This is a genomic window from Loigolactobacillus jiayinensis (assembly GCF_003946445.1).
In the GTDB taxonomy this organism is placed as follows: Bacteria; Bacillota; Bacilli; order Lactobacillales; family Lactobacillaceae; genus Loigolactobacillus; species Loigolactobacillus jiayinensis.
In genome coordinates, this window is record NZ_RHOF01000010.1 from 20,431 (window position 1) to 33,624 (window position 13,194).

The following is a 13,194-nucleotide window of genomic DNA, read 5'->3' on the forward strand; positions in this document are numbered from 1 at the left end:
CCTCTGCCAATGCCTTTCACCCCTTTAAATTAATCCAGCATTCTGACCAATTGCACTAAATCTGCTGCTAATGGTGCAGTCAACTTAATCGTCCGCCCTAAAAATGGATGCCAAAATTGTAGCTGCGCACAATGTAACGCCGGCCGGATTAACCCAGCCAGCTGTGGTCCACCATATAATTTGTCACCTAATAACGGATGCCCAATTGCTGCAAAATGCACCCGAATCTGGTGTGTACGCCCAGTATGCAAGCGCACCCGAACTAACGCTGCGCGTGTAAACTGTTGTTGTACCCAATACTCCGTCAGCGCGCTACGACCACCCACTGCGGTAGTCCGCTGAATAAATGAACCTGGCGCTCGCTTAATCGGCAAGGTAATCCGGTTATGCGTATACGTTAAGTGACCGGCAACAACCGCTAAGTATGTTTTCTGTAACTGTTGCGTGTGCAGTTGTTCACTAAGTAACGTATGCGCAAAGGCATGCTTAGCAAACAACATCAACCCTGAAGTCCCTCGATCTAGCCGGGTGACGATGTGAATGCCTTGATTAGTGTAACCTTGGCGCTGATAATAGCCTAGCACACGATCGGCCATCGTATCAGTGGGATAAACGTGGCTGGGTAACGAAGCAACCTGTGCTGGCTTGGCCACTACTAGAAAATGGGCATCCTCCCACACAACAGCCACTGGTGTCGCGGCTGGCGTTAGCGCAACTGGTGCTGGCTCACTAGGCAACACCACCGTCAGCGTTTGCCCCATTGTCAACATATGGCGCACAGTCACTGGTTGATCCGCCACCATTAATTGTCCACCGTGGAACTTAATTTTTTTCAGCAAAGTGCGCGAAATTCCCTTAGCAGTTAAAAACGCGCGAACACTCTGGCGGCCTGCACCAGTATATTGCCAATCAAACTTCATTCGCGCTGTTTCTCGCCGATAAAAGCGTCCTCGACCCGGTTCCAAAAATTAGTATGGCGGTACCCAGCAAAGGCGATACGCTGCTTGGCGATCCGGTAACGAATCGCAGTGATCGGCCTTTTTTTCGGCACGAAGCGGTCAACGGTCATCACATAGTCGTCCTTACCTTGTGGGTCGGGATACAAGTCGATCCACTCATCCTTAGCGATGATAATTGGTGCGCTAAGGGTGCGGAAAACGCGGTTATTGATCGAGGCGATCTCGGCCAATTGAATTGCTTCAAGGCGGGGATGCAATACGGCGCCACCAATTGATTTATTGTACGCCGTTGAACCAGTTGGTGTAGAGACACAGAGGCCATCGCCGCGGAAACTTTCAAATAATTCGTCACGGATGTAGACATCAGCGACCATCGTGGCTGATACGCGCTTCAGCGTTGATTCATTCAACGCCAAATAATGATTCATCGCGTTATCACCGGCATAGCGTACACCGACATCCAGCAACGGATAGCTGATCACCTGTTCATTATCATCACGCCGTAAGCTAGCCACCAGTTCGTCTAACTCATAATCACGCCAGTCGGTATAGAAGCCTAAATGGCCGGTATGGACGCCAACAAAACGAACTCGATCTAGCATGTGGGCATACTTGTGAAAAGCTGATAACAACGTCCCATCGCCACCAATTGTAATCACGATTTCTGGGTTGGCCTCCACTAACTCAAAATTCTGTTGCTTCAATTTACTCTCTAAATCTGCCGCCGTGCGCAATGATTTACTATTCGAATTATGAAATACGGTTACTCGCATCCAAAAGATCCCCTAACTAGCTTACTTAGATTGTTCTTCTTCGTCCTGGTCCGAAATCTGATTACCTTCAATTGTACCGTCGCCAATTTGCTGCCCTTTACCATAGGAAAAGAGTTGTTGGGCCTCTTGAATTTCTTCACGAATAGCTGACATTTCCTGATCCAACATAAAAGCAGCTTCGGCGGCGCGCTTCAAGCGTTCATTGATTTCATCGGGAAATTCACCTTGATACTTATAGTTTAGTGAATGTTCAATAGTTGCCCAAAAATTCATCGACAGCGTGCGAATCTGGATCTCAGCCAGTAATTTTTTCTCACCATGCACCGTTTGAACTGGGTACATAATAACCATGTGATACGAGCGATAGCCACTAGGCTTGACGTTAGTGATGTAATCACGTTCCTCCACCACTTCCATATCGGTTCGGCGGTGGATCAAGCCGACCACTTGGTAGATATCCTCAACAAATTGGCACATGATCCGCAAGCCAGCAATATCTTGTAGATCCTGTTCCATTAAGTCTTCACTAATTTGGCGGCGGTGCATTTTTTCAACAATACTATCTACTGGCTTAACCCGCCCAGTAACAAACTCAATTGGTGTATGCGTATTCTCCTGTTGAAATTGCTTACGCATCCCCCGTAATTTAATTTTCAATTCATCAACCGCTTGTTTATACGGCATTAAAAATAATTCCCAGTCTTGCGGCATCGCAACGATCCCCGTTTCTTTTTAACTATTTGCAACCTTTATCTGTGTTCATTTAATATACAGTTTCCGCTGTAGCCCCAATCACTTTATCTTGCGTATTGCATCTGAATAATCGCTATTATGTGCACACTCAAAATTAACGCCTTAGCGCCACTACACCGTTAGCAAAACCGCATTAAAAATGCAGATCATGGCGTGTTGCGATCTGCATCAATTTTAACATATGACGCTTATCGCTCAGCTGTGCAAAAAAATCATCTGAACACATTTTCTAATACTCTCATATTTTAGCATACATTACCCATTTGCGTATTGCTTGCAATTTGACCGATAAACATTGTAGACTGGCTGTGGAGATAGTGCTTTTTTAGGAAAGTGGTGGATTCATGAGCCGACAAAAAGAACGAGAATTTAAAAATCTATTGACTGCCGCTGAATATCAGCTTCTGCAACAAACCTATAATTTTAATCTATCATTTAAGCAGACAAATTTGTATTTTGACACTGCCACACAGCAATTACGCCAAATGGGTTGTGGTTTGCGTATTCGCTTATTTGTTGATCAAGCCGAGCAAACGCTCAAAGTACCAGCTAGTGACAACCACGATTTGTGGGAACTAACCGACCAGTTAAACGTTGCAGTCGCGCGGCGCGGTGAGATTCAGCGGGCCGGTCAAGTTGCTGACTATTTACAAAAACACAAAATCGATATTGCGCACTTACAGATGACTGGTTATGCACAAACTAAGCGCCAGCAAGTGCGTTTACCCGCAGGTCTATTAGTATTAGACCAAACAATCTACGCCGATGACGGCGTTGATTATGAATTGGAGCTAGAAGTGACTGCTGACACTACGGCAACAATTTTCCAAGAAATATTATCATTACGTGATATTCCACAACGACCAGTGACTAATAAAGTAGCACGGGCAGTCACTAAATACCAAGCACCAAATAATGAAAATCGGCGTGCAAATCTTACCCGAATGCTTTTTATTTGATAATTTCATGAATTTTGTTAAAGTAAGTATGAACAACTGATTAGCGCGTGGCTCGTTGTGCACAAGTCACAGTTACTTATAACCAACATGGGGGACGTAATCGTGTTAGAAATTTATTTATTTGTTAATCCGCTGGGCGAGCACTGCTTAGAAGCAGAACGCTCAGTTTTACAAGTTGCCGAAGAGCATCATGATACTGTACATTATCAATTCTTGCCACTAGTCAATTTGCACACTGTTACTGACGTTATGAAGCGTAATCGCTTCGATACACATGATCTCGATATGCGCAACAAAATTTTTAAAATCATCTACGCTGCTGCTTTGGATTACAAGGCCGCTTTATTTCAAGGTAAACGTCGTGGTCAAGAATTTTTGATGCAGCTACAAGATGCACTAAATTTTCACCACGAACGTTACACCGATGCATTGATCAGTGATCTGGTTAGTCATAGTGGTCTGGACACTGCTATGTTTCGCGAGGACCGTAAATCACAATTAGCGGTGGAAAGTTTTGAAGCAGATCAACGGGTTGCCTGTGAAATGCAGATCCAACATCATCCGTCTGCAGTTGTCTATAATTACGCTGATCCCGAGCAAGATTATGGCGTCATGATTGAGGACTGCCACTCATATGAAGTCTTAAAACAAGTCTGCCAAGGTAATTTTGACGCTGCATTGGCGGCGCAAAATCCAACCAATAAACGCAAACAGACAATTCATATCCTTTAAATAACAATTGTTATTAAGTTAGCGCAAGTTTTATTCATACTTTGTCCGAACTTTTAGGCCAAAAGCGTGCAGTCCGCTGCAACGCTTTTTTCATTTAGTAAAAGATCATTTACGCGCATAACTGAAAATCAGACTTGACAAATGGTCTATTTTTTATTACACTGAGTAACAATTATTCTAATTAGGTGTCCAGAGAGATTAGTACTAGCTGCAAACTAATCCACCTAAAATGGCGTTTTACTATCGGTTGATCGCGTTACAGATCATTAAAGGCAATTAAAATAATTGTGAAACTTGGGTGGAACAGCGTTGACAAACGCCCCTAGTGCAAAATCTTCTGCACTAGGGGCGTTTTTTAGTTGCTAAAAATGTGGCGCGCACATTTTGATGACGACGTCCTTAGTCAGATCCGTTGCTTAGTTACTGTTGAAGTCAAGGAGGAACTCTTTTATGCAAGATCCACAAAAGTTATCGCGCTCACTAAAAAGCCGCCATATTCAAATGATCGCCATCGGTGGCGCTATTGGTACCGGCCTATTCTTAGGCTCAGGTACCGCAATTCGTGCCGCTGGACCATCGATTATTCTATCTTATCTGATTGTTGGTATCTTCTGTTTTTTCCTGATGCGAGCCATTGGTGAACTGCTATTATCCGATACCAGCAAAAGTTCATTTCTCGATTTCGTCAAAGCCTATCTTGGTAAACGGATGGAATTTGTCGCCGGTTGGACGTATTGGTTTTGTTGGATCAGTTTAGCTATGGCTGATTTAACTGCTACCGGTATCTACGTCAAATATTGGTTCCCTAGCTTCCCACAATGGGCCACACCACTGATCATCATCCTATTACTGCTAGTTACTAACATGGTCAACGTGGGCTTGTTCGGTGAAATGGAATCCTGGTTCTCGATGATCAAAGTCGTTGCGATTCTCGCCTTAGTCGTGGTCGGTGTCGTTCTAGCGGTGATTCATTTTCCTGTCAGCACTGGCCATGCCGGCTTTGCTAATTTAGTTAGCCATGGTGGCTTCTTCCCTACTGGTGCAATTGGCTTTTTCATGTCATTTCAAATGGTCGTTTTTGCCTTTGTTGGTATTGAAATGGTCGGCTTAACGGCTGGCGAGACCACCAATCCAGAAATCAACTTGCCTAAAGCAATCAATAGTCTGCCAATTCGTATTGGCCTATTCTACATTGGCTCGATGATCGCCATTATGAGCGTCTATCCATGGAATCACATCACCACTAGCACCAGCCCGTTCGTTCAAGTTTTTTCTAGTATTGGTATCGCTGGGGCCGCCGGTATCTTGAACTTTGTCGTTTTAACAGCCGCTATGTCGGCTACTAACAGCGCAATTTTTAGTACTAGCCGCACCTTGCACGCTTTAGCACGGAGTAATAACGCACCTAAAGTATTCGTTAAACTTGGCCGCAACAACGTCCCTAATTTAGCACTGCGTTTTTCATCAGCAATTTTATTTTTGATCGTTATTTTAAATTATCTGATGCCCGCCAGCATTTTCAACTTGATTTCTGGTGTTTCCACAATTAATTTTGTCTTTGTTTGGCTGATTCTGTTATGGTGCCACGTCAAGTATCGCCAGAAAAATCCAGCTGGTTATAAATCATTTGCCATGCCGGGTTATCCAGTCACTGATTATATCAGCATAATCTTTTTTGCAGCAATTCTAGTATTTCTGCTCTTTGACCCTAATACCCGTATATCTGTACTTATTGCACTAGTTTGGTTTGTCCTGATGTTCATTGCCTATCAAATCATGCAAAAAGTAATCAATAAAGCTTAGATTAAAAGAGCGTATGCCGCCAGCACGCGCTCTTTTTTGATTGCTGCCTACTTTTACTCATAATGGCCTTAATTACCACACAAACAATGCCTGTCCTTGCAGGCGCAACAAAGCCTCAGTAAAAAAATAATCAGAGTAGATCAACGGTACTTCATAAGTAGCTGGCCGATGGTAGGCTTCAGTCCCCCCACCAATCACGCCATCCTCCATTAAGCTCCAATCAGCGTAACGTGCTTCGCTGGCTTGCAACAGTTGCACTGCCGCTTGGTGATAGGTGCTACTAGCAGCAGTTGGCGCCCAATTGGCCAATTCTAATAACCCACAAGCGGCGATCATAGCTGCGCTAGTATCATGTAAGTTAGGTAATGCTGGTGCTCGAAAATCGGCCAGTGGTACATCATTACTACGCCCCATTTGGCTAATGAAATAGTCAGCAACTCGTTGAGCAACTACCAAGAATTCCGGTAGCTTAGTGTGCCGATAGGTTAAGGCAAATCCGTAAATAGCCCACGCTTGCCCCCGTGACCACGCCGAATCAGCACTAGCCCCTTGACCAGCTAACTGTTCAATGAAGGCCCCTGATGCAGCATCAAAACTAGCGATATGCCCGACTGAGCCATCAGTACGAACTAAATACTGCGCAATCGTTTGTGCATGGCGTGTCGCTATTTTTGCAAAGCGCGGATCAGCCGTTTCGGCGCTGGCCCAATACAATAATTGCACATTCATCATGCTGTCTATAATGCACCAACCAGGATGATCATTCCATGCTACCAAAAAATTACCCGTAATATTAAAACGGCCAGCCAATAAATTAGCCGCATGTAGTCCAGTTCGATAGGCCTGTTGATCACCAGTCAGTCGATAATGGGCAACTGACGTTAACAACCACATAAAGCCAACGTCATGATGAATATCCTTAAATTCGTACAAGGCTTTATCCAATCGTTTTTCCTGTAACAATGCGGTCTGCTTAAATGACGGTTGCTTCGTATAATGAAATAATTGCCACAGCAACCCACTCCAAAAGCCATTAGCCCACCAATCAGCACCGCGTTCTGCGACCACATCGCTATAATGCCCATCGTATGGCATGTATGGTGTTGCGCCCGCTAAGCGTTTACTTTCTGCTGCAACCTTAGTCGTCATTTTCTCTAGCCAAGCTGTCACCCAATCATTATCCATCGCCATACCCCTTTTCAATTTCATTATAGCAGAAGTATAAATAAGGTCGACCAAATTTTGGCCGACCCTATTTGTCTATTTAACTGTGCGAATTCTTGAAATCAATAACCCGCCGATAACTTCCATTACAACAGAGAAAATGAAAATTGAGTGATAACCTAATCCAGTGACAATCATCGAAGCGACCAGAGCACCCAACATTTGTGCACCGGTAACACCTAAGTTGATCAAACCTAAATCCTTACCAGCGGTTTCAGCAGAAGGCAAAACATCGAGGTTCAACGCACCATCAACTGAATTATAGATCCCCGTCCCCATTGCAGCTAACACACCATAAACATACATTGTCCATGGATTAGCATCAAATAATGGAAATAAGGCCGCAACCCCTAACAAATAAGTGGCAATCGATACAGGTAATTTGACGCGTTTTAATTTATCGGCTAATACGCCAGAAACTAAGGCAAATATTAAGCCAATAAATAACATAATCGAGGAGAAAATAGAAATTGCTGCACCGGCTGATTTATCATTCATTGACATATAATCAGTAAAAATATACAACAGATAGGTTGTAATAATAGTGTGGCCTAATACCATAAAGAACTTCCCGAATAAGGCTAAATAGTAATCGCGAGCACCTTTTCTTGGCAATGTGAAATGTTTGACCACACTACTTTTATTCATTTCAACTTTAGGTTCGTCTAGATTAGATTTTTCATTGGCTAACAAAACGTGCACAATCATTAACACTATCGCGATAGCCGCCATAACATACAAACCAAAACGGACATCACCTAAAAATTGTGCCGCTAAAATTGCAAACAATTGCGGTACGATCGTGCCACCGACGCCATAAAAGGTGGAAATCGTCCCTCGCCAACGTGGTGCGATCCGATCGGAAATCTGCGCATAAATTGCTGCCGCAACCGCATTTTCTGCTGCCGCAGTAACCACCCAGATACCAATGATCACTACGACTGATTGAATATTGGCAATTGCAATCAAAGATAAAGCGGTCACAATACTGCCAATGATAATGAAGGGCTTCCGTTTACCCATTCGTGATCGTGTCACATCAGAGAATGCACCAAACATCAAGTTGGCAATCGCACTAGTTAGAGAAGCAACCATTGCTAAAATCCCCACCGCCCAAACTTTATGGGCTGGATCGATTTGACTGAATAATTGCGGAATTAAGGTACTCCGTGTTGATGCAACTGGACCAATCCAAACTGCCGGTGACATGAACATTGCAATTGAGAAAACTAGTGGTAATTTAGGTTGATCTTCGTCTTTGATCTTAGCATTGATTTTGGGTTGATATTTAGGCTTTTGCGGTGTTACCGTATCTTGTTTATTGGCCATTATAATAACTTCCTTCCTAATTATTAAATGAACTAACGCAATTTAATTGTTACTTTGCTAGCTGCTAACTGAACTTCGAAGTAATCATCAGTCAATTTTGCCAACGGTTGCTGCGCCCACTTAGCTGTTGCATGTGGCAAATCTGCATGTGCATAAACCCCAGTAACCAACCAGTGCTCACCGGCCGTTAATGTTGTTTGCCGACCAGGTAACGCCACAATTTCTGGTGTCATTAAGTTGGTATTGGGAAAGCCATCAATAGTAGCATCCTTTTGGGTCAAGACTTGTGGCGTTAAATCGACAATCCCAGTAAAACCAGCTGGTCCACGAAAGGCACTGCTGTGATCAGTTGTGGTTACCTTCCCTGGTGTATCTGGTGAATCAGCCACCGCAAAACCAGTTTCGTAGGCCACACAGGTTTGTTTAACGCTAATATGGTGTAATCTGATCTGCCAACCAGCTAACGGAATTAGCCAAGTACGAGCTTGCATCACATTATTGATCCGCCAAGTTGAGGCAACATAATCGTCAGTCTGTGTGACATCGGTTACATTATTTCGTGAATAAAACATGCCGGTTTCCACAATGTTTTGGCCACCACGACTGGCCGTCATTGTGGTATCGATCGTCTGCAACCCTAACATTGAATCCATAACGGCTTCTTCTTTCAATTGATTTTGCCGTGGCACAGAGAAACCGAATTGACTAGAATAAGCAAATTTAAAATATTTTTCATTCGTCAAGGCGTGATAATTTGGCCCTGGCTGCCCAGCATTTAACAAAACAGTATGACCAGCGTCATGACTCGCAAGTAAGTGCGGTACTGCCAATAGTTTTTTAGTTGGTACCTGTGGCAGCTCTGTTTCAACTGTTTGCCAATAGCGATGTGTTTGTGGTAAGGCGAGTAATAAAAATATTTTGTTAGCCCAATATGGTGACGTTGGGCTATTATAGGGCTCGGTCATCAGTAACTGTGAATAACTATATCCCAGTGTGAGTAACCCGCTCTCATCAAAAATTGGTCGCTGTAACCACCAACGTAAATTACGATTAATAATGCCTTTAATCACCGCAGTTTTTTCTGGCCAAATATCGGCGTAGATCATGGCAACCCAAAAGGCGACAGCTGCATAGCGATAAGTTAAACTACGCCCAAATGGCACATTAGCCCCATCAGCAGCAAAGAAATGAATGAATTGGCCGGCAAACTCACGCGCCCGTTGCCGGAAGACTTCGCTTTGAGGATCATCTGGTGCTAATTTACTATACAGAATGCCGTAATACTGAAAAGCAAACGGCGTATAATAATCTTCACGACCCCGTGCACTATCTTGATACCATCCATCCGCACGATAACACTGCTCGATCTTGATCATTGCAGCCTCAGCATCGCTTGAATCAACGTCAACGTCTAAATGGACCAACACCTGATAAACTAGAATTTTGAAAAATTGCCAATTACCATCCGAACAACTATGAGCAAAAATCTGTTTTAACCAGGTGGCCACTTGGTCTTGCTCCAAAGCCGAAAACTGGCGCCATAAATAATGATCGTCATGTAATAAAGCTAAAGCAATTGCTGGCATTTCCACCATTCGCTGATCACGATCATGTAGGTCTCCCCAGTAATCTGGGCTTTGGGGATCAGTTCCCGCCAAGAGACCTTCACGAATTTCTTTCTGCCAATCAGCAGCCAACTGCCCAATTGCTGGCCCTGCACCCCATAACATTCGGGCAAAACCTTCAATTCCAGCAATACGAGTCCCATAGCCGACGCCATTACTACCAAACATAATCCGCGCCTTGCCTTGATAATGCTGCCGCAATGGTTGGTTGATTTGTTTGAATAAGTCTAAATAATCCTGCTTAGTTTCTAATTGTATTGATGCCAAAATCATTACTCCTTTCTAACCACACATTTAAGCTAACAATTAATAAATCGTCATATCTAAATCCAAAAAGCGTAATAAAGCTTCCACGTAGAACGCATCACCGTAAATAATCGGTACCTCACGATCACTTGCACGATGATATTTAGCCGATCCGTAAGTCAATAATTCATCGTTTGCTGGATCAAAGTCACAATATTGTTTAGTCAAAGCAGTAAACATTTTAAAAGCGGCTTGTTGATATAATGCCTGCTGTGCTGTTGGTAAGTATTTAATCAATTCCAGTAAGCCACAAATAGCAATCGCGGTTGCTGTCGTATCGCGATAAACGGGCTCAGCTGGTGCCCTAAAATCAATATTTGAAACGTAATCGGTCAGTGCAACATTAGCAATGAAATAATGAGCGACTTGTTTGGCCTGCAATAAAAATTTAACGTCCTGCGTGTCGCGAAAAGCTAAGGTTAATCCATAAATTGCCCATGCCTGACCACGTGCCCACGAAGAATCCTCACCATAGCCTTGTCCACCCAGATTTTTTTCAAATTCACCTGTCTCTGGATTAAACACAGCAATATGATTAACTGACCCATCAGCACGCAGCAAAGCGCTGGTCGCTGTATAAGCGTGATTTGTCGCCATCTGCGCAAAACGTGGCTCATTTAATTGCTGACTGGCCCAATGCAATAAAGGCAGGTTCATGAAACAATCCACAATGATCTGGCCTTGCTTCTCAGAACCATTCCAGGCTAACAAATAGTGCCCTGCTGGGTTATACCGCGCAGCTAAAACCATCGCTGCCTGGATGCCACGTTGACGCGCTGCTTCATCATTTGTTAACTGAAAATCAGCCACTGCCGCATTTAACCACATGAAACCAACATCGTGGTCTAATTGCTGTGTTTGTATTAGCGCCGCATCTAACCGCTTTTCAATTGCTCGCGCAGCTTGCAAATAAGCACTATCTTGAGTTGCGTGATACATTTGCCAAAGAAGCCCCGCCCAAAAACCATTGGTCCACCAAGTCAAATGGTCCGACCCAACATCTGTATAGCGATGCTTAACTGCAATATAGGGAATTGCGCTGCCTACTCGCTCACGAACGAGCGGTAATTTCTTTTTCACCTTGATCCAAATATCTTGTAAAAAGAGTTGATCCTTGTTTGATAAGTTATATTTCATAATAATCCTCCGTACGTAGCATCAATCGCTAGCAAGCGCTTTCTTACATGGATCATGATAACATTTACACAAGTTTAAAGATGTACGCTATTATACAAATAATGGTATAATTATGGATAATTAAAAGTATATATACTAATTAAGTCATTATTATTATCTTTTTATGTACATAAATATCGAAGGTGGCGTCATTTATGGCTGGAATTTTTAATTTTCCTTATTTACAGCTGAACGAGATTTTAAAAGTTAGTGAACAAACCTACACAATTAATATGAATTATAATTTCCAACAAAATGCAGCTAACATCCTTCTATATGTCAAATCCGGGCAATTGCTACTATATGCTCAAACAAGCTATATCATTAATTCTGCGGAATTACTGATTGTCCCAACAACTGAACAAGTCACGTTGGTAGCGGCGGTTCCAGATACCGTTGTTGTCTATATTATTTTCAAAGCAACCTCACCCCATTTGCCAGCTATTCAAGCGCACATTTTTAAATCGATTAACGCCACACTATTAACAAAGATAATGCAGCAAAATGACCAAATCACGTTTCTACGGCGACGAAAGCCTGAAATGTCATATGATGTAGAAATTGGTGAGTTTTTTACTGCATCATGTGCGCTATTATATACTGAGGTCACTCAATTACTATTATTGTTAAGCGAAATGGAAATTAAAACGCGCCTACCAAATACAGTTACAGCTACTTCAACCTTAGCAACAACGTTACCAGATCCAAAGATCAATAAGAATCAGCTTATTTATGCAAAGTCGGCTTCAGGAACACTTTATAAAAATCTATTAGTTAAGCAAATCATTACCTACATGAAGGCTAATTTAGATAAACATTTGTCCATTACAATCATTGCTCAGGAATTTCTTGTTGGCAGTTCTAATCTCAAAAAAATATTCAAAAAAGAAACTGGCAGTAGCATCATGACTTATTTTAAGGAATTACGAATGACAGCCGCAACTAACTTAATCGAACAGCATAAACTAACAGTGACGGAGATTGCTACACAACTGGGCTTCAGTTCTAGCCACCATTTTTCTTCAGCCTTCAAACAATATACCGGCGTATCCCCAACACAATATTACGCTAACCTAGCCCCAACAAATTAGACACAAAAAAAGCCGGAATACGATGATGTACTCCGGCTGCCAATTATACAGTTTGCATTTATTTTAGTGATTTATAGCAACACAAAAATTTTAGTGATTTATAGCAACACAAAAAACCTTACCAGAAATTCAGTAAGGCTTTTTCATTTTAATACTTGATACCGGCGATCGGGGTCGAACCGATACTCCCGTGAGGGAACTGGATTTTGAATCCAGCGCGTCTGCCAATTCCGCCACGCCGGCATAATATAATTATGCTTATTGCTTATCTAAAAGTATGGTAACACACCTTTATAAATAAAACAAAAGGCGGTAACCGGATTTGAACCGGTGATAGAGGTTTTGCAGACCTTTGCCTTACCACTTGGCTATACCGCCATCATCAAGGTTCAAATACCTTGAAACTTTTAACTGGGATAGCTGGATTCGAACCAGCGCATGACAGAGTCAAAGTCTGTTGCCTT

At 42.8% G+C, this 13,194-nt stretch carries 11 protein-coding genes and 2 tRNA genes; 4 read left to right on the forward strand and 9 right to left on the reverse strand.

Annotated features, from left to right (window positions below):
* Positions 1-29 precede the first annotated feature (29 nt).
* Genes EKM80_RS04255 through EKM80_RS04265 form a run of 3 tightly spaced genes read right to left on the reverse strand, consistent with a single transcriptional unit; the run spans position 30 to position 2,443 of the window.
* Positions 30-920 carry an RluA family pseudouridine synthase gene (locus tag EKM80_RS04255; RefSeq protein WP_125551886.1) on the reverse strand — a complete coding sequence of 297 codons (891 nt, stop codon included), beginning with the start codon at positions 918-920 and terminating at the stop codon, positions 30-32.
* Positions 917-1,732: an NAD kinase gene (locus EKM80_RS04260; RefSeq protein WP_125551887.1), complete on the reverse strand. Its 816-nt coding sequence runs from the start codon at positions 1,730-1,732 to the stop codon at positions 917-919. The genes EKM80_RS04255 and EKM80_RS04260 overlap by 4 nt, the downstream gene beginning before the upstream one ends.
* Positions 1,733-1,753: 21 nt before the next feature.
* Positions 1,754-2,443: a GTP pyrophosphokinase gene (locus tag EKM80_RS04265; RefSeq protein ID WP_125551888.1), complete on the reverse strand. Its 690-nt coding sequence runs from the start codon at positions 2,441-2,443 to the stop codon at positions 1,754-1,756.
* Between the two features lie 386 nt (positions 2,444-2,829).
* On the opposite strand from EKM80_RS04265, the gene EKM80_RS04270 reads away from it, so the two are divergent.
* The 3 genes from EKM80_RS04270 (at position 2,830) to EKM80_RS04280 (ending at position 5,979) form a co-directional block, all read left to right on the forward strand.
* Entirely contained in the window at positions 2,830-3,444 is a 615-nt protein-coding gene (locus tag EKM80_RS04270; RefSeq protein ID WP_125551889.1) for a CYTH domain-containing protein, read from the forward strand.
* A 102-nt stretch (positions 3,445-3,546) separates the two neighbouring features.
* Positions 3,547-4,176, forward strand: a complete 630-nt coding sequence (locus EKM80_RS04275) for a DsbA family protein (RefSeq protein WP_125551890.1) — start codon at positions 3,547-3,549, stop codon at positions 4,174-4,176.
* A gap of 450 nt (positions 4,177-4,626) precedes the next feature.
* Positions 4,627-5,979 carry an amino acid permease gene (locus tag EKM80_RS04280; RefSeq protein WP_125551891.1) on the forward strand — a complete coding sequence of 451 codons (1,353 nt, stop codon included), beginning with the start codon at positions 4,627-4,629 and terminating at the stop codon, positions 5,977-5,979.
* A gap of 72 nt (positions 5,980-6,051) precedes the next feature.
* Here the strand turns inward: EKM80_RS04280 and EKM80_RS04285 are convergent, their stop codons facing one another.
* From EKM80_RS04285 to EKM80_RS04300, 4 genes are all read right to left on the reverse strand, one after another.
* On the reverse strand, positions 6,052-7,164 hold the full coding sequence (locus EKM80_RS04285; protein WP_125551892.1) for a glycoside hydrolase family 88 protein: 1,113 nt from the start codon (positions 7,162-7,164) through the stop codon (positions 6,052-6,054).
* A 75-nt stretch (positions 7,165-7,239) separates the two neighbouring features.
* Positions 7,240-8,532, reverse strand: coding sequence for an MFS transporter (locus EKM80_RS04290; protein WP_125551893.1), 1,293 nt, complete (start codon positions 8,530-8,532; stop codon positions 7,240-7,242).
* Positions 8,533-8,564: 32 nt separating this feature from the next.
* Entirely contained in the window at positions 8,565-10,424 is a 1,860-nt protein-coding gene (locus EKM80_RS04295) for a DUF2264 domain-containing protein (protein WP_125551894.1), read from the reverse strand.
* A 39-nt stretch (positions 10,425-10,463) separates the two neighbouring features.
* A complete protein-coding gene (locus EKM80_RS04300; protein WP_125551895.1) occupies positions 10,464-11,600 on the reverse strand; it encodes a glycoside hydrolase family 88 protein in 1,137 nt (378 codons plus the stop codon).
* Between the two features lie 194 nt (positions 11,601-11,794).
* Here EKM80_RS04300 and EKM80_RS04305 point away from each other — a divergent pair, with 194 nt between their 5' ends.
* The gene (locus tag EKM80_RS04305; protein WP_125551896.1) at positions 11,795-12,730 is read left to right on the forward strand and encodes a helix-turn-helix transcriptional regulator; all 936 of its coding nucleotides are present in this window, start codon (positions 11,795-11,797) and stop codon (positions 12,728-12,730) included.
* 159 nt (positions 12,731-12,889) lie between these two features.
* Here EKM80_RS04305 and EKM80_RS04310 read toward each other — a convergent pair.
* Positions 12,890-12,973, reverse strand: a tRNA-Leu gene (locus EKM80_RS04310).
* A gap of 64 nt (positions 12,974-13,037) precedes the next feature.
* A tRNA-Cys gene (locus EKM80_RS04315) sits at positions 13,038-13,108 on the reverse strand.
* Between the last annotated feature and the right edge of the window lie 86 nt (positions 13,109-13,194).